The sequence below is a fragment of the Posidoniimonas polymericola genome (assembly GCF_007859935.1).
GTDB classification, from domain to species: domain Bacteria; phylum Planctomycetota; class Planctomycetia; order Pirellulales; family Lacipirellulaceae; genus Posidoniimonas; species Posidoniimonas polymericola.
Genome location: NZ_SJPO01000007.1, coordinates 25,215 through 42,150, shown reverse-complemented (window position 1 = coordinate 42,150; position 16,936 = coordinate 25,215). Strand labels below are relative to the sequence as shown.

General features: G+C 68.3%; 13 protein-coding genes. 8 read left to right on the top strand and 5 right to left on the bottom strand.

What is annotated here, in order from left to right:
* Positions 1–46 precede the first annotated feature (46 nt).
* From sthA to tsaE, 6 genes are all read left to right on the top strand, one after another.
* Positions 47–1,576 carry a Si-specific NAD(P)(+) transhydrogenase gene (sthA, locus tag Pla123a_RS14815; RefSeq protein ID WP_197527984.1) on the top strand — a complete coding sequence of 510 codons (1,530 nt, stop codon included), beginning with the start codon at positions 47–49 and terminating at the stop codon, positions 1,574–1,576.
* A 47-nt stretch (positions 1,577–1,623) separates the two neighbouring features.
* Entirely contained in the window at positions 1,624–3,375 is a 1,752-nt protein-coding gene (polX, locus tag Pla123a_RS14810; protein WP_146588296.1) for a DNA polymerase/3'-5' exonuclease PolX, read from the top strand.
* Between the two features lie 107 nt (positions 3,376–3,482).
* Positions 3,483–4,022 (top strand): hypothetical protein, encoded by a 540-nt coding sequence (locus Pla123a_RS14805; RefSeq protein WP_146588294.1) that lies wholly within the window; start codon positions 3,483–3,485, stop codon positions 4,020–4,022.
* A gap of 267 nt (positions 4,023–4,289) precedes the next feature.
* Positions 4,290–5,660, top strand: a complete 1,371-nt coding sequence (locus Pla123a_RS14800; RefSeq protein ID WP_231956484.1) for a trypsin-like peptidase domain-containing protein — start codon at positions 4,290–4,292, stop codon at positions 5,658–5,660.
* Between the two features lie 64 nt (positions 5,661–5,724).
* On the top strand, positions 5,725–6,654 hold the full coding sequence (gene thiL, locus Pla123a_RS14795) for a thiamine-phosphate kinase (RefSeq protein WP_146588292.1): 930 nt from the start codon (positions 5,725–5,727) through the stop codon (positions 6,652–6,654).
* Positions 6,655–6,683: 29 nt separating this feature from the next.
* Entirely contained in the window at positions 6,684–7,160 is a 477-nt protein-coding gene (tsaE, locus tag Pla123a_RS14790) for a tRNA (adenosine(37)-N6)-threonylcarbamoyltransferase complex ATPase subunit type 1 TsaE (protein ID WP_197527983.1), read from the top strand.
* A gap of 239 nt (positions 7,161–7,399) precedes the next feature.
* On the opposite strand, the gene Pla123a_RS14785 is transcribed toward tsaE, so the two are convergent.
* Positions 7,400–8,068, bottom strand: a complete 669-nt coding sequence (locus Pla123a_RS14785; RefSeq protein WP_146588288.1) for a DUF2293 domain-containing protein — start codon at positions 8,066–8,068, stop codon at positions 7,400–7,402.
* Between the two features lie 128 nt (positions 8,069–8,196).
* Between Pla123a_RS14785 and Pla123a_RS14780 the strand changes: the two genes are divergently transcribed.
* Positions 8,197–10,089 (top strand): AAA domain-containing protein, encoded by a 1,893-nt coding sequence (locus tag Pla123a_RS14780; RefSeq protein ID WP_146588286.1) that lies wholly within the window; start codon positions 8,197–8,199, stop codon positions 10,087–10,089.
* 139 nt (positions 10,090–10,228) lie between these two features.
* On the opposite strand, the gene hslU is transcribed toward Pla123a_RS14780, so the two are convergent.
* From hslU to Pla123a_RS24670, 4 genes are all read right to left on the bottom strand, one after another.
* Positions 10,229–11,575, bottom strand: coding sequence for an ATP-dependent protease ATPase subunit HslU (gene hslU, locus Pla123a_RS14775; protein ID WP_146588284.1), 1,347 nt, complete (start codon positions 11,573–11,575; stop codon positions 10,229–10,231).
* A 146-nt stretch (positions 11,576–11,721) separates the two neighbouring features.
* On the bottom strand, positions 11,722–12,273 hold the full coding sequence (hslV, locus tag Pla123a_RS14770; RefSeq protein WP_146588282.1) for an ATP-dependent protease subunit HslV: 552 nt from the start codon (positions 12,271–12,273) through the stop codon (positions 11,722–11,724).
* Positions 12,274–12,529: 256 nt separating this feature from the next.
* Positions 12,530–15,244 carry a bifunctional YncE family protein/alkaline phosphatase family protein gene (locus Pla123a_RS14765; RefSeq protein ID WP_146588280.1) on the bottom strand — a complete coding sequence of 905 codons (2,715 nt, stop codon included), beginning with the start codon at positions 15,242–15,244 and terminating at the stop codon, positions 12,530–12,532.
* A 697-nt stretch (positions 15,245–15,941) separates the two neighbouring features.
* The gene (locus tag Pla123a_RS24670; protein WP_197527982.1) at positions 15,942–16,109 is read right to left on the bottom strand and encodes a hypothetical protein; all 168 of its coding nucleotides are present in this window, start codon (positions 16,107–16,109) and stop codon (positions 15,942–15,944) included.
* A gap of 127 nt (positions 16,110–16,236) precedes the next feature.
* Between Pla123a_RS24670 and Pla123a_RS14760 the strand changes: the two genes are divergently transcribed.
* Positions 16,237–16,833, top strand: a complete 597-nt coding sequence (locus tag Pla123a_RS14760; RefSeq protein WP_146588278.1) for a hydrolase — start codon at positions 16,237–16,239, stop codon at positions 16,831–16,833.
* Positions 16,834–16,936 lie beyond the last annotated feature (103 nt).

Below are 16,936 nucleotides of genomic sequence, written 5' to 3'. Positions count from 1 at the left end.
TCGCCCCATAGGCGCCAATCCCTACGCAGACGAAAGCGGACGAATCATGCGGTACGACCTGGTGGTAATCGGCAGCGGCCCCGGTGGACAGAAGGCGGCCATCGCCGCCTCGAAGCTCGGCAAGCGGGTGGCGATCGTGGAACGCGCCAAGCAGCTGGTCGGCGGCGTCTGCCTGCACACCGGCACGATCCCGTCGAAGACAATCCGCGAGGCGATCCTGCACCTGACCGGCTTCCGCCAACGCGGCGCCTACCCCGACCTGTACCGCAACAAACGCCAGATCACGATGGACGAGCTGCGCCGCAAGCTCGCGCAGGTCAGCCGCACCGAGTGGGAGGTGCTGCAGGACCAGTTCGACCGCAACGGGGTCGAGGTGCACGCCGGCGAGGCCTCGTTTGTCGACCGCCAGACGATCCGCATCGGCGCGCTGGGCGAGCACTACATTATCCACGCGGACAACGTGATCCTCGCGCCGGGCACCAAGCCGGCCCGCCCGAAGCACATCCCGTTCGACGGCGTCACCGTGTTCGACTCGGACGAGTTCCTGAACCTCGACCACATCCCGCGGTCAATGGTCGTGGTCGGCGCCGGCGTGATCGGCATCGAGTACGGCCTGATGTTCGCCACGCTCGGCGTCAAGGTGACCCTGATCGACGGCCGGCCTAACCTGCTGGAGTTTGTCGACCGCGAGATCATCGACGTGCTGGTCTACCACGCGCGTTCGCTCGGCGTCACGCTCCGACTGGGCGAGGCGGTCGAGAACATCCACAAGATCGACGAGGGCTCGGTCGCGGTCGAGCTGGCCAGCGGCAAGCGGATCGTCGGCGAGACCGTCCTGTTCAGCGTCGGCCGCCAGGGCGACACCGCCGCCCTCAACGTCGAGGCGGCCGGCCTGACCGCCGACAAGCGGGGCCGCCTGTCCTGCGACGAGAACTTCCAGACCGAGGTCCGCGGCATCTACGCCGTGGGCGACATCGTTGGCTTCCCGGCGCTGGCCAGCGCCGCCATGGAGCAGGGCCGGCAGGCCGCCAGCCACGCGTTCAAGCAGCCCTTCCAGCCGTGCGACAGCATCCCCTACGGCCTGTTCACCGTGCCGGAGATCTCGACCGTCGGCAAGAACGAGGAGGAGCTGACCAAGGACTGCGTCCCGTACGAGACCGGCGTCGCGCGGTTCTCCGAGATCGCCCGCGGCCAGATCATTGGCGACACCACCGGCCTCTTGAAGCTGTTGTTCCACCGCGAGACCCTGCAGCTGCTTGGCGTGCACTGCATCGGCGACGCCGCCACCGAGCTGGTGCACATCGGCCAGGCGGTGATGCGGCTGGGCGGCACCATCGAGTACTTCCGCGACACCGTCTTCAACTACCCGACCATGGCCGAGTGCTACAAGGTCGCCGCGCTCGACGGGCTCAACAAGATCCGCCTGGCGTACACCAGCCCCACAGCGCCCGCCAAGGAAGAGCGGCGCGAGGTCGAGCAGCTCGACGCCGCGGCGGACGCCGAGGAGTCGACCCTGCCGATTTTGACCACGCTGTCGGAGCTCGCCACCGAGTCGCCATCGACGCCGATCGTGTAGCGGGCGGAGCGGTCGCCGCCCGGACCGCTTTTGATATAATCCGCGGCATGACCAACCGCGACATTGCCGCTGTCTTCGATCAGGTCGCCGACCTGCTCGAGTTTCAGAACGCCAACCCGTTCCGCGTCCGCGCGTACCGCAACGGCGCCCGCAAGCTGAAAGACCTGGCGGACCCGCTGTCGCGGCTCGTGGCGGACGACGCCGACCTGACCGCCATCGACGGCATCGGCAAGGACCTGGCCGAGAAGATCGCGACCCTGGTCCAGACCGGCTCGCTGCCGATGCTCACCGAGCTGGAGCAGCAGGTCCCCGCTTCGGTGCTGCCAATGATGCGGGTGCCGGGGCTGGGCCCCAAGAAGGCCGCCGCGCTCTACAACGACCTCAAGATCACCTCGCTCGACATGCTCCGCGCCGCATGCGAGGAGGGCCGCGTCCGCGAGCTGAAGGGCTTCGGCAAGAAGACCGAGGAGACCATCCTCGCCGGCATCGCCCTCGCCGAACGCGCCACCGACCGCATCTACTGGTCCGCCGCCGACGAGATCGTCCAGGAGCTGCTCGCCCACCTCCGCCCCGTCAAGGCGATCAAGCAGCTCGAGGCCGCCGGCAGCTACCGCCGCGGCAAGGAGACCGTCGGCGACATCGACCTGCTGGCCGACGCGACGGACGTGGACGCCGTGATGGACCGCTTGGGCGAGTTCCCCGCCGTCGCGGAGGTGATCGCCCGCGGCGACACCAAGATGTCGGTCCGGCTGGACAGCCAGCTGCAGGTCGACCTGCGGGTGGTGCCGAGCGAGTCGTTCGGCGCCGCGCTGCAGTACTTCACCGGCAGCAAGGAGCACAACGTCGAGGTCCGCGGCCGGGCCAAGCAGCAGGGGCTGCGGGTCAACGAGTGGGGCGTCTTCCGCACCACTGACGATGGCGAGCAGGGCGAGCGCGTCGCCGGTGCGACCGAAGACGAGGTCTACGCAGCGCTCGGACTGCCGACCTTCCCGCCCGAGCTCCGCGAGGCCCGCGGCGAGTTCGACCTTGCTGAGGAGGGCGAACTGCCCAGGCTAGTCGAGGTCGGCGACCTCCGCGGCGACCTCCACATGCACACCACCGCGACCGACGGCAAGGCGACCCTCCGCGAGATGATCGACGCCGCCCGCGACCGCGGCCACGAGTACATCGCCATCACCGACCACTCGAAGCGGGTCTCGATGGCGGGCGGGCTCGACGCCGATCGGCTGCGGGCCCAGTGGGCCGAGATCGACGCCCTCCGCCCCGACTACGACGACATCGTCGTGCTGAAGGGGATCGAGTGCGACATCCTCGAGTCGGGCGAGATGGACCTGCCCGACGAAGTCCTCGCCGAGGCCGACTGGGTGATCGCCAGCCTGCACTACGGCCAGAAGCAGCCCCGCGAGAAGATCATGCAGCGGCTGCTGTTCGCCGTGGAGCACCCGAGCGTGTCGATCATCGCGCACCCCACCGGGCGGCTGATCAACCGCCGCGAGTCGTACGACCTGGACGTCGACCAGCTGATCGCCGCGGCCAGGCAGCACGGCAAGCTGCTGGAGCTCAACGCCAACCCCGCGCGGCTCGACCTGGACGACTCGCACTGCGCACTGGCGAAGCGAGCCGGCGTGCCGATAGTAGTCAGCAGCGACGCCCACCACACCGGCGGGCTCGACGTGCTGCCGTACGGCGTCAAGCAGGCCCGCCGCGCCGGCCTGACCGCCGCGGACGTGGCCAACACCCTGCCGTGGAAGCAGCTCAAACCGCTGCTAGCAACGCCAGCCTCGCAGCTTCCCGGTTAGGCAAACTTTGCCGCTTGGGCTAACGCCGACGGCGGGGGGCTACCGATCGAGAGGTACGGGGGGAACCTGCGCAGGGATAGCCGCTCGGTTCCAGATGGCGTTACGCGATGAAACTCAATCCATTGTTGCTGGCGTTTAGCGCCGTGGTCCTGCTCTCGGGCTGCGCCGTGGGGTTGCCCCGCGGCCCGATCGAGCCCTCGATCACGGCGGACTGCGTCGCGTACCTAAACGAGAACTGGATCGAGCCGCTGCAGGGCCCCTCGGACCACTACGCCAAGGCCCCGGCGCCCCAGCCTGCCAAGGCTGCTCCGCGGCGCCGCTCGGCGCAGGTCGCTGTGACCAGCGCGTCCGAGGAGCTTGCGCCGCCGCGGCCGATGCCCGCGGCCGAACCACCGATGGTCCAGCGTCCCCTAGCGTCGCCGCCATTGAGCGAAGAACACCTGTCATCTGCGTGCGCCCCGTGCGAGCACGGCCCGCCGTGCCACGACTGCCCGCTGATCCCGAATGTCTCGCTGCCGCGCGGTGCGCCGCAGCCGATGTACGTCGACCCCGGTCCGCCGGGTCGATTCCTGCCGGTACCGGTGCGTCCGGTGTTCGAGCCGCGGCCTGAAATGGGCTACTACGGGGCGATGCCGCCGCCGTATTGAAATCGCTGCGGCGGGACGCAGTCACGACCGGGCCAACACGAGCATCACCACCAACTCTTCACTTTTCACCACAAACCACTCGAAGCCAGTGGCAATCTGGGCTAACTGTGACGGGGCCAGATTGTGCCGATCAAGCCGATCGTGAGACCGGGCCGATCCCAACCTTCGTGCCACGGCCTCCGCGCCGTGCCATCCGGCGCCCTGCCCTTGCTGGCATGTGCGGAACCACAGTTAGCACCCGCCCGAGTTACCCGCACGATGCATCGCTTGCCATCCGTCGCTGCCCGTCTGGCGTTCCTGTCTGCTGTCACCCTGCTGGCGGCGCCGACGCCTGGCTTGGCAGAAGTCTCCGAGCTGCGGATGACGCCCGTCGTCCGGGCCGTCGAAGCGGCGGCGCCGTCGGTCGTCAACATCCAGGGGCAGAAGACCGTGCCGGCCGCCGGAGCGACCGCCGGGAACAACGCCTCTCGCGAGGTGAGCGGGATGGGGACCGGCGTGGTGATCGACCCCCGCGGCTACATCCTCACCAACCACCACGTGGTCGCCGGCGTCCGCCAGATCAACGTGACCTTTGCCGACCGCCGCCACTACATCGCCAAGGTGGTCGCCCACGACGCCCGCACCGACCTGGCCGTCATCAAGGTGAACGCCGGCCAGGACCTGCCGACCATCGATTTCGGCACCTCGAGCGACCTGATGACCGGCGAGTCGGTCATCGCGATCGGCAATGCTTACGGGTACGAGCACACCGTGACCCGCGGCATCATCTCGCAGCTGCACCGCGATGTGCAGGTCAGCGACACCCAGTCCTACGACGACCTCATCCAGACCGACGCCAGCATCAACCCGGGCAACTCGGGCGGGCCGCTGCTGTCGATCGAGGGCAAGATGATCGGCGTCAACGTGGCGGTGCGGGCCGGCGCCCAGGGGATCGGCTTCGCGATCCCGGTCGACGCCGCCCTCGGCATCACCGCCCAGCTGCTGAGCATCGAGCGGATGGAGAACACCTGGCACGGCATGGAGACCGCCGCCTACTCGACCGACGGCGACGGCCTGGTGGTGCGTCGGGTGGCCAACGGCGGCCCCGCGGCGGCCTGCGGCCTGCGTCCGGGCGACGTCGTCCGCAGCATCAACCACAGCAAGACCTCGCGTCCGCTGGACGTCGAGCTGGCCCTGCTCGGCGCCGGCCTCGGCAAGTCGATCCCGGTTGAGGTTATCCGCGACGACGAGCCGGTTGAGATCAACCTCTCGCTGGCCGCCCGCGGCCGCCGCGTCCAGGTCGCGTCGACCGCTCCGACCGATTCGGCCGACCGCCACGACGAGCGGGCCTGGGACCTGCTCGGCATGGACCTCGAGACGGTGCCCCGCGGCGAGTTCGAGAAGTTCAGCACCCGCTACCGCGGGGGCATGCGGGTGGTGGACGTCCGCGAGACCGGCCCGGCAGAAAAGCAGGGCATCCGTGCCGGCGACATCCTGGTCGGCATGCACGAGTGGGAGACCGCCAGCGAGCAGGACCTCCGCTACATCACCACCCGCGCCAACCTGGCCTCGCGGGGCCCGGTGAAGTTCTACATCCTCCGCGACGGCGAGACGCTGTTTGGTCACATCGCCTGCGGCGAGTCGGCCCGCCGCCGCTAGCCGGCGGCCGCTGCCGGGCGACGGGTCGCTTGCACAGCGGAGCCGGGCCGGCGAAACTCGCGGGATGGAACGAGAACTGGTCGACTGGCTCCGCGCGACGCTCCCCCGACACCCGCTGCTGCGGGTCGGCCTGGGGGACGACGCCGCCGTGATTGCCCGCGAGCGGTCTGCTGCCGAGGGTGGCGACCTGGTGGTCACAACCGACTCGCTGGGCGACGGCTCGCACTTCCTGCTGACCGAAGTCGAACCCCGCTGGGTCGGCCACAAGTGCCTGGCCGCCAACCTCAGCGACCTGGCCGCGATGGCGGCCCGCCCGACCGCGGTCGTGGTGTCGCTGATGCTGCCCCGCAGCCACGCCGACCCCGTGGCGTTGGCCCGCGGGCTCTACGCGGGCATGCTGCCGCTGGCCGAAAGGTTCGACACGGCCATCGCTGGGGGGGACACCAACTGCTGGGATGGGCCGCTGACAGTCTCGGTGACCGCGCTAGGCCGCACCACCGAGCGCGGCCCGCTCCTCCGGAGCGGCGCCCAGCCGGGCGACGCGATCCTGGTCAGCGGAGAGCTGGGCGGCAGCATCACCGGGCATCACCTCGACTTTATCCCCCGCGTCGCCGAGGCGCTGTTGCTGCACGAGCGGTACGACCTGCACGCCGGCATGGACATCACCGACGGCCTGTCGCTCGACCTCAGCCGGCTGTGCATTGCGAGTGGCTGCGGCGCCGTGCTCGACGAGCAGGCGATTCCGATCTCTGCCGCCGCCGAACAGCTCGCCGCGGCCTCCGGCGGCGACGCGCTTAGCCACGCGTTTTCGGACGGCGAGGACTTCGAGCTGCTTCTCACCGCTCCGCAAGAGGTCGCCGAGGCGATGGTCGCCGACAGACCGGTCGAGTGCGGACTGACCATTGTCGGCCAGATGGCGGAGGGCCAGGGGCTGACCCTTCGCACCGCCGATGGTAAACAAGAAGCCCTAGAGCCCACCGGCTACTGGCACTAGACACCCATCAACACCTTCAACTTGCAATCGTGACCCCGCTCGAAATCTCTATCACCACGATCGACGAAACCGACCGCCTCGGCGAGGCGCTGGCCGCCGTGCTGCCGCCCGGCACGACCGTCTCGCTGATCGGCACGCTCGGCGCAGGCAAGACGCGGCTGGTGCAGGCCGCGGCGGCCGCGCTCGGCAACAACCGCGACACGATCACCAGCCCGACCTTCGTGCTGCTCAACGAGTACACCGCCGGCCAGCGGCCGGTCTACCACTTCGACGCCTACCGCCTGAAGGACGACGACGAGTTCCTCAACCTCGGGCCCGACGAGTACTTCGAGGGCGACGGGCTGACCTTCGTGGAGTGGGGCGATCTGGTCGAGGCCTGCCTGCCGGCAGACGCGGTTACGGTCGCCATCGAGACGCTCGACGGCGAGGCGCGGCACGTGACCATCACCGGCCTGCCAGATGATACGCGGGCGGCGCTCGAATCGGCGCTGAGGGCAAGCGCCTAGCTCTGCATCGTTTGGGTAGCTTGAATTGGGGACTGGCGCTCGACCGCACCGCCGACCGACGCCGTGGTTAGAACTGGGCCGCGGTCGCGTGCCAGTCCCCATCTCAAGCGGGGGACGCTATTGGTCCGTCAAAAAGGCTTCCGGCACGTCGCATCGAAACCGTTCCCGTGCGCCGCACCAGAACGCGGCGGCAAGCCAGCCCCCCCTTTCGACTCGCCGGCTGCCTCCCCAGACCTGGTTCAGTTCCGCAGGGCTGCCCGCAGCACACAGTCATCGCTCGCGGGCTGCCCCTGGCGGTACTGGTGCAGCAGCTCTTTCGACTTTGCGGCCAGCATCCGCCGCACCTCGCGACGCTTGCCCTTCACGCGGGGGATCTTCAGCGAGTCGTACGCCGTAGTTTGGTGCCGCATCCAGGCAATGACGGCCGCCTCGGCCCGCTGCTCGACCGGGATCCGGTTCGTCCGGGCGACCGTGCCGCTGCCGACCGGCGTGGCGTGCCGGGCGACCGCCTCGGCCAGCCGGTCGCCCAGGTCGGCGTGCTTGGGGTGGAACGCCAGGTACTGCCGGACCGCGGTGGTGAACTCGCCGACGTAGTCGGACTGCGCCTGCTCGCGCCGCTTGGCGTCCGCCTCGCGGCGTTTGGCGTAGGCGTCGGTCGAGCGCTCGCCCTCCAGTTCGGCCTGGATCCGCTCGATCGTCGCGGCGGGCGCCCACACGCCACGGGAGAACATCCGGCGGCCCCGTTTCTCCTGCACCAGCCAGAACTCGCCCGCGGCCTTCACCCGGCGTGTCAGGGCCGCATCGCCCGGCGGCAAGAGACTCCAGCCTGCGGGCACATCCAGTACGGCTCCTGCTGCGTCGCAAACGGTGCGGTCACTCGGGCCGGGACGGTAGACATTGTCGCTCAAGGTGCTGATCTCTGTCGATTCCTCTGGCCGGGGCGGTCGCGCCGCCTGACACACCGCAGCACCAATTTGTACACTATACGGCTCTGCCTGGGACCTCCACGACCACTACCTCCGCGACCGAGCACCGCATGGCCTGGGCGACCCCCGATGCCTACTTCGACCAGCTAGAGCGTTGGCTTGAACTCGAAGGCGCCGCCGAGCGCCAGCGGCTCACCCAGCGGATGCAGCAGGGCCGGTCAGGCGATCCGGAGCGGTCGGGCGAGACGATCGTCAACCTGCGGATCGCCGACCACCGCTCCGGCCTGGGCGGGCGTTACCTGATCGACTTCACCAAACCGGCCGGCGAGCGGCTGCCGATGAACCGGCTCAAGGTCGGCTCGCCGGTGGTGGTCTCGAACGAGAAGAACCTCGGCGAGGCCGGCCAGCCCGGCGTCGTGAGCCGCCGCACATCGACCGCCATCCAGGTCGCCCTCGAAAACTGGCCCGACGCCAAGCATTGCCGCATCGACCTCTCGCCCGACGAGCGGACCCGCATCCGCCAGCAGGGGGCGATCGCCCGCACGCGGCAGGTGACCGGCTCGCAGGCCCGCCTCGCAGAAACCCTGCTCGGCCTCCAGGAGCCGCGGTTCGGCCCCGAGCCGTTGGTGGGGTTCTCGACCCACCTCAACCCGCCGCAGGAGGACGCCGTCCGGTTCGCGCTCTCCGCCCGCGACCTCGCGATCCTGCACGGCCCGCCCGGCACGGGCAAGACGACCACGCTCGCCGAGGTCGTCCACCAGGCAGTGATCGCGGGCGACAAGGTGCTGGCCTGCGCTCCGAGCAACACGGCGGTCGACAACCTGCTCGAGCGGCTCGTGCCGCTGGTCCCGACCGTCGTGCGGGTGGGCCACCCCGCCCGCGTTTTCGAGGCGCTCCGCGGCCACACACTCGACGAACTGGTCGAGGCGGACGAGTCGACCAAGATCATCCAGGAGATGTACCGCGAGGCCGAGCAGCTGATCTGCAGCGCGGAGAAGATCTCCCGCTCGCGCGACGCGTACCGCCGCCGCGGCGAGCTGTTCGGCGAGGCCAAGACCCTCCGCTCTCACGCCCGGCAGCTCGAGCGGCACGTGGTGCAGCAGGTGCTCGACTCGGCCGACGTGATCTGCACCACGATGACCATCGACGACGAGCTGCTCGGCGACCGCCGCTTCCCCCTGGTCGTCATCGACGAGGCGTGCCAGTCGACCGAGCCCGCCCTCTGGCAGGCGGTGCTCCGCGCCGACCGCATCGTGCTGGCCGGCGACCACTGCCAGCTGCCCCCCACGGTGCTCTCCAGCGAGGCCGCCCACGAGGGCCTCCGCATCAGCCCAATGGAACGGCTGGTCGGCCGCTTCGGCGATGCAATCTTCCGCCGCCTGACCGTGCAGTACCGCATGCACGAGTCGATCATGCGGTTCTCGAGCGAGCACTTCTACAACGGCGAGCTGGTGGCGGACGTCTCCGTGAAGCAGCACACGCTGGCCGACATCCTGCCGACGGACACGGCCGAAGAGCAACCGATCCTCGAGTTTTGGGACACCGCCGGAGCCGGCTGGGACGAGGAGCTCGAGCCCGACGGCGAGAGCAAACGCAACCCGAAGGAGGCCGGCTGGGTCGTCACGCAGGTCAAGCAGCTGCTCGACGCGGGGCTCGAGGCCGAGCAGATCGCCGTGATTGCGCCCTACGCCGCCCAGGTCCGGCTGCTGCGGAACCGGCTCCGGATCGACGGGCTGGAGATCGACACCGTCGACGGCTTCCAGGGCCGCGAGAAGGAGGCCGTCATCCTCACCTTCGTCCGCAGCAACCCCATGGGCGAGATCGGCTTCCTCGCCGACGCCCGCCGCTCGAACGTCGCCCTGACCCGGGCCAAGCGGTCCCTGCGGGCGATCGGCGACAGCGCCACCCTGGGCGGCGACGCGTTCTACGCCTCGGTGCTGGAGTACTTCCAGATCGAAGGCGCCTACCGCTCGGTGTGGGAGCTCGACGACACGCTGCTGTAGCTGACAAACGACTCGGGGATGCGAGTGCCGGGGGCGCTCCCGCCAGGGAAGCCCCCGAGAAGCACCAGCCTCGGCCCGTACATCGCGGGGGCTTCCGCTGCCGCGGAGCGCCCCCGGCACCCGATTCGTGGCGAGTGCGCTACAGAATAAACCGGCTCAAATCTTCGTCGCCAGTAATCTCCTTGAACCGCTCGTCGACGTACGCGGCGTTGATGTCGACCGTGCCCATCTTCATGTCGGGCGCCTCGAAGCTAAGCTCCTCGAGCAGCCGCTCCATCATTGTGTAGAGCCGCCGGGCGCCGATGTTCTGCGTGGTTTGGTTGACGTCGAACGCCAGCTGGGCGAGGCGGTCGATGGCGTCGTCGGTGAAGTTGACGGTCACGCCCTCGGTCTTCATCAGCTCGGCGTACTGGCGGGTCAGGCTGGCGCGCGGCTCGGTCAGGATACGGACAAAGTCGTCGTGCGTCAGGTCGTTCAGTTCGACGCGGATCGGGAACCGGCCCTGCAGCTCGGGCATCAGGTCGCTGGGGCTCACCTTGTGGAACGCGCCGGCGCCGACAAACAGGATGTGGTCGGTCTTCACGTAGCCGTAGCGGGTCTGCACCGTGGTGCCCTCGACAATCGGCAAGAGGTCCCGCTGCACGCCCTGCCGGCTGACGTCGGCGCCCTTGCCGCCCTCGGTAGCGACCACCTTGTCCATCTCGTCGAGGAAGATGATGCCGACGTTCTCGGCCAGCTCGACCGCCTTGGCGTTGACCTTCTCCTGGTTGATGAGGGCCTCGCACTCCTGCTCGAACAAGACCCGACGGGCGTCCTTCACCGCCATCTTGCAGCGGACCACCTGCTTGGGCAGGATCTTGTCGAGCATGCCCTGCATGTCGATGTCCATGCCGCCCCCCTCCCCGCCGCCCATGCCGGGGATCATCATCGCCTGCGTCTTCTTCTCGGTCTGGACCTCGACCTCGCGCTCTTCCATCTCGCCGCCGGCGAGCATCGCCCGCATCTTCTCGCGGGTCCGCTCGTAGCGCTCGGCCGAGTCGTCCTCGCCCGCGCCGACGTGGAACGAGTTGGGCGCCGGCGCCAGGAGGTCGAGCAGCCGGTTCTCGGCCCGCCGCTTGGCCTCTTCTTCAACGCCGGCGGTCTCCTGCTCGCGGACGATGCCAATCGCGTTTTCCACCAGCTCGCGGACCATGCTCTCGACATCGCGGCCGTAGTAGCCGACCTCGGTGTACTTGGTCGCCTCGACCTTGATGAACGGCGCGCCGGTCAGCGTCGCCAGCCGCCGGGCGATCTCCGTCTTGCCGACGCCGGTCGGGCCGATCATCAGGATGTTCTTCGGAGCGATCTCCTTGCGGAGCGACTCGTCGACACGCTGCCGCCGCCAGCGGTTGCGGATCGCAACCGCCACGGCCCGCTTCGCGTCGGCCTGGCCAACGATGTGACGGTCGAGCTCGCTAACGATCTCTCGGGGGGTAAGTTCTTTCATAGGTTCGTCAGTGGTCCGTCGTCAGTTGTCCGTTGCTGCCCTCGGCAATGCCGCTTGCTGGGGCTATTCGCGTTCCGCAGGCCGAGATTGGTTCGATGGCAGGGCCGGCCCGCTGCTGCAACGGACAACGGACCACTGGCAACGGACTAACCAAGCGTCTCAACAACGATGTTGTGGTTAGAGTAAACGCAGATGTCCGCGGCGATGGTGAGCGCCTCGCGGACGACCTCCTCGGCCGACAAGCTCGAGTGCTTGACCAACGCCCGGGCGGCAGACACGGCGTAGTTGCCGCCGGAGCCGATGCCGAGGATGCCGTCGGACGGCTGGATCACGTCGCCGGTGCCGCTGACCAGTAATGTGTCTTTCTCATCGCAGATGGCCAGCAGGGCCTCGAGCCGCCGCAGCGCGCGGTCGGTACGCCAGTCCTTGGCCAGCTCGGTCGCCGCCCGCGGCATGTTGCGAGGGTAGTCCTTCAGCTTGGCCTCAAACCGGTCCAGGAGCGCAAACGCGTCGGCCGCACTCCCCGCAAACCCGGTCAGCACGCGGCCGTCCATCAGCGGGCGGATCTTCCGGGCGTCGGACTTCATCACCGTGTCCCCCAGGCTCACCTGGCCGTCGCCCCCCATGGCGACAACGCCGTCCTTGCGGACAGTCAGGATCGTGGTGGAACGGATGCGGGGTCGGAGGTTCTCTGCCATACCCGCCATTGTCGGCTGACAGGAGGCCGAGGCCAAGGGGCATAGGAGGCCCCCACTAGTCCATAATAGCCCTACTCTCCGAGTAGGGTCGCTCGAGCCTGATCTACGTGTGGCCTCTTCCTGTGTGGAATATCTCCGACGCTCGATCTGCCGGCTCTCGCCGGCAGCTAGGGACGGCAGTAAACGGACAGGTGCGCCGCTCGCTAGTTCCGAATCGAGCGACACGACTCAGGAGAGTCGTGCTACTTTGCGGCCATCAATCGTCGTCGTCCTCGTCGGCGCCGGCGGTGATGGCCCACTCAGGGTACGGCTCGCTGGTCCCCCGCATGGCCCGCCAGAGGATGCGGTTGAGGACGTCCTCCGGCGCGCGGTCGACGCCCTCAAAGTCCAACGACGCCGATACTAGGGCATCTTCGCGGAGCACCGGGTCGGTGATGGCCGCCGGGTCGGGGTTCATCTGGTCAAGTGGCACTAGCGCCGGGGCCGCGTCGTAGGGCGTCGGATCCGGCTCATCGACAAAGCAGTCAAACATCGGTGTGGCGCTGGCGTCAAACTGGTTCATCGGCGGCAGGCCGAGGATTTGCTCGATCGTCCGCAGCACGCTGGTCGTGTTGTACTGCGTGCTGACCAGTGCGCCCCGCTTGGCGTAGGGGCTCGCGCAGAACGCGATCGTGCGGTAACCGCTGACGTGGTCCCAGCCCGCCTGCGGGTCGTCCTCGATGGCGAACACGGCCATCTCCGGCCAGAACTTAGAGTGGCTCAGGCCTTCCAGAATCCGGCCGAACGCCAGGTCGTTGTCTGCGATGCAGGCGGCCGGCGTGGGGCAGCCGGGCCGCGTGCCGCTGGCGTGGTCGTTGGGCAGGCAGATGATCGTCAGCCGCGGGTACTCGCCCTTTTTCTCGAACTCGGCCAGCTCACGCAGCACGAAATCGGCCCGGTACTGGTCCGGCACCGACATCTCCCAGCCGACGTAGTCCAGCGGCGAGATGTCGCGCAGCGTCTCGACGCTCGGCCAGCACGCGAACACGACATCGTCCGTGCCGTTTTTCCACGCCTGGTAGCAGGCAGTGAAGTCGGGGCTCCCCTGCCGGTTCGGGTCCCGCCACCGCACCGACGGGCCCATGAACTCGCCGTAGTTGCGGATCGACACGCCGTGCTTGATCGCGGAGTCCCAGAGGAAGCCCGACGACGCGTAGGCGAGCGCGTCGTCCTCGTCGACGCCCATGCCGTCGGGGTAGCTGCGGGGGAAGCCGGCGAAGCTCTTCTCCATGTAGTCGGTCGAGTAGGCGGTGGTGCTCCACTGGTGCCCGTCCGCGCTGAGGATGCCGCAGCAGTAGGTGTTGTCGAGCAGCACAAAGTCGCGGGCAATCTTGTAGTGGTTCGGCGCGATCTCGGGGCCGAAGATGCACAGCGACGGGTCGCAGTCGCCGCGGCCGATCTTGCCGAGCACCTGATCGAACGTGCGGTTCTCCTTGATGATGTACACCACGTGCTTGATCAGGCTCGGCTCGCCGATCCGCTCGGGGATCGGCCGCGGCGACTGATCGGGGCGGGCGGGGAGCAGCGCGTCGGCGATCCGCGGCGTGCGGAGGTTGCGCGAGACCTGCTCGGAGAGCTCGGCCAGCTGCTCGTCAGCGGGGATCTCGAACAGCGAGAGCGAGCCGTGGTAGTGGTGCGAGTTGAACCCCTTGGCGTCGGGCACGGCGCCGCCGCCGTAGTCCTTCGGCCGCTCGGCAAGGCCCTTGATGTTCGCCGCGACCACCGTGTTGCGGGCGTCGTCGACCAGCACCGCGCCGGGGTACCAGCCGACCGGGACCAGCCCGATCAGCTTCGACTCCTCTGGCTCGTCGGCGTCGAAGTCGAAGACGGCGACCGCGTTCTGCGAGCCGTTGGCGACATACAAACGGCGGCCCGCGGCGTCGAAGGCCGCCGCGTTCGGCGCTGCGCCGAGCAGGTCGGCCGGGCTCGCCTTGGTCCACAGGGTGGCGACGACCGAGTCGGTGCGGGTGTCGATGACGCTGAGGTGGTCGCTCTCTGAGTTGCAGCAGATCAAGTAAGGGTGGGCGGGCGAAGACGCGAGCCCACTAGCGTGCCGGCCGGTGATGATCTCGTTGCGAACTTGGCCAGAGGCGAGGTCGACGACGCTGACCGAGCCCTCGCTGGCGATGTGCCGCACGGGGTCGACCCGCACGACGGTGCCGCGGCCTGCCGGTCCGGTGAGGTCGCCCTGCTCAGGACGCCGGCCGCCCCAGTTGCTGACGTACGCCTTCTCGCCCATCAGAACGACGTCGAACGGCGCGACGCCGACGTCGAACACCCGTAATGCCTCGCCTGTGTCGGTGTCGAGCTCGAACAGCCGGTTAGAAAGGTTGCCGCAGACGTAGAGCCGCGATCCGTCCGTCGAAACCGCGAGTCCGCTCGGCGCCTCGGCCTTGCGACGCGGCGCATTGGCGTCGGGCACGCTCCAAGCGAACGACGGCTCGACGTGGCCGGAGTCGTCGACGTCGAAAACCTTGATCGAGCCGTTGACGTCGCTCATGTAGAGCCGGTCGCCCTGCGGCGAGAAGATCAGGCCGTTGTAGCTGAGCTGGCCATCAGTGTCGGTGGGGACGACTGCCTGTTTGGTTTCTGGCTGGGAGCGGTTCTCGGGCAGCTTGGCCGGCAGCGCCACCCGCTGCACCACGACCGCCCTGTCGGGGTCGACGACGACGATCTCGTTCGTCTTGCCGGCGGTGACCAGGATGCGGCCATTGGGCGACAGCGCGACCGCCTGCGGCCGCATGCCCGGCAGGTGAAGTTGCCGCCCGTGCGGCGTGAGGATCTGGTTCACCGGGGTGACGCCCTGCCCGTTCGGCTGCGGACCCACCTTGGCGTTATCGGCGGCGGGCGCGGCGGCGTCCAAAGCGCCGGCTCCTACCGCCAGCAGCAGTATGGCGAAGCTCGATAGTAACCGTTGCGGTCGACGCAGCATTCGACAGGCTCCAGGAAAACGCGGGGCACGCTCAAGAGCGAGCGGCGGCAGTCCGCCCGCCGTTGTACACGAGGGGCCCAGCGACGACACTCCGGGGCCCAAACCCCCGCACTCTACCGCGTTCCGAACAGATAGGAACCATCTTCCGCAAATCTTCACACCGGGCGCCAACACCTGCGGACCGACCGTCCGCGGCGCCATGGTCGTTCTACTCTCTCAGTAGCGCCGTTCTGGTGCGTCACTCAAGACTCCCTGGCCCATGCTTGCGGTGCGCGGTGGACGCACTGCCGGCTTCCGCCGCCAGTTGCTGGATACTGTTCCGCACGGCCGAGTCTTTCTGGGTGCGCGGCATCGAGCGGGACCACTCGGAGAGTGCTGCTACAGTCTTATCGATCTTTGTCAAAAAGAGCCACGCCGCGCGGTCCAATAGGGGAGGCGATTGAAGGTAGCCGCACGGCAGTAGCGGCAGTGAGACTCGGCGACTTTTGTCCGCGCCGGCGCGCACAAACGGACAAAAGTCGCCGGTCGGGAAAGAAGGCGATTTTCGCAATGGTTACCACCGCAACGACTTACAGAGAGCCTCGGCCGAGATGGGGCCCGACTTTTGTCCCTAGAATTGCATGTCGCCTAACGGGACAAAACTCGGCAGGGACAAAACCCATCGGAGAAGGGCGGGCAGCGCGGCTTGCCTAGAGCCTCACTTCTCCAGCGGTTTGCCTTTGCAGAGCCACTTCTTGTCGCACGCGGCGCGGCCGCACTTTATGCACGCGAAGCGCGGGTCGGCGACAATCGTCTTGAGCAGGTCAAACTTGCTGGCGAAGTCCTTCTTCGACCAGTCGCAGAGCGTCTTGGCGTCCGAGGCCATAGGTGTGGGTGCTGCCTTCTGCGGCGGATGACCGCGGGGGTGGTGAATTGGCGGTGGGGCGTTGGGGCACTATTCTAACAGCCCCAGCCTCGAGCAACTGGTCTCCCTTTAACCAACTACCGATCGAATGCCCGCTCCCCTGCCTCGCAGCCCAGAACTGATGAACGTCGACGATACGGCCCTGCTCGTGATCGACGTGCAGGAGCGGTTGGCGCCGGCGGTGGGCGAATCGGCAAGAATCACTTGGAACTGCGGCCGGCTACTGCGGGGAGCAGCGGCGACGGGCGTGGCGGCCGCGGCGACCGAGCAGTACCCCGAAAAACTCGGCCCAACCGTCCCCGAACTAGCCGGACACCTGGCCGCGGCCTGCGGAGATCAGCAGACCAGCCCCAAGCGGATGTTCAGCTGCCGCGAGTGCGGTGACGTGCTCGACGCGTGGCAAGCATCGGGCCGACACCGGGTGCTGCTCGCCGGCTTCGAGACCCACGTCTGCGTGCAGCAGACGGCGCTCGACCTGCTGGCCGCCGGTTTTCGCGTCTACCTGGCGGTCGACGCGGTTGGCTCGCGGAGTCCGGTCGACCACCAGACGGCGCTCCAGCGGATGACGGCCGCCGGCGTGACGCCGACCACCACCGAGGCTGCCCTGTTCGAGTGGTGCGTCGACTCGAGCGCCGCAGCGTTTAAGACAATCAGCGGTCTGGCAAAGGAGCCGCCGCCTAGCTAGTCCGCACCAGACAACCTAAACCACCCAAACCCAACGGTAGGGCGTCGTTTCGGCAGAAAACTCCGCTTGACTCGATGGCCTTGGCTCGTTGCATTCTGCGCGA

Bases quoted from the DNA above. Each gene is read 5' to 3' on its own strand.
- sthA (WP_197527984.1), top strand. From the start codon at position 47: ATGCGGTACGACCTGGTGGTAATCGGCAGCGGCCCCGGTGGACAGAAG.
- polX (WP_146588296.1), top strand. From the start codon at position 1,624: ATGACCAACCGCGACATTGCCGCTGTCTTCGATCAGGTCGCCGACCTG.
- Pla123a_RS14805 (WP_146588294.1), top strand. From the start codon at position 3,483: ATGAAACTCAATCCATTGTTGCTGGCGTTTAGCGCCGTGGTCCTGCTC.
- thiL (WP_146588292.1), top strand. From the start codon at position 5,725: ATGGAACGAGAACTGGTCGACTGGCTCCGCGCGACGCTCCCCCGACAC.
- Pla123a_RS14780 (WP_146588286.1), top strand. From the start codon at position 8,197: ATGGCCTGGGCGACCCCCGATGCCTACTTCGACCAGCTAGAGCGTTGG.
- hslU (WP_146588284.1), bottom strand. From the start codon at position 11,575: ATGAAAGAACTTACCCCCCGAGAGATCGTTAGCGAGCTCGACCGTCAC.
- hslV (WP_146588282.1), bottom strand. From the start codon at position 12,273: ATGGCAGAGAACCTCCGACCCCGCATCCGTTCCACCACGATCCTGACT.
- Pla123a_RS14765 (WP_146588280.1), bottom strand. From the start codon at position 15,244: ATGCTGCGTCGACCGCAACGGTTACTATCGAGCTTCGCCATACTGCTG.
- Pla123a_RS24670 (WP_197527982.1), bottom strand. From the start codon at position 16,109: ATGGCCTCGGACGCCAAGACGCTCTGCGACTGGTCGAAGAAGGACTTC.
- Pla123a_RS14760 (WP_146588278.1), top strand. From the start codon at position 16,237: ATGCCCGCTCCCCTGCCTCGCAGCCCAGAACTGATGAACGTCGACGAT.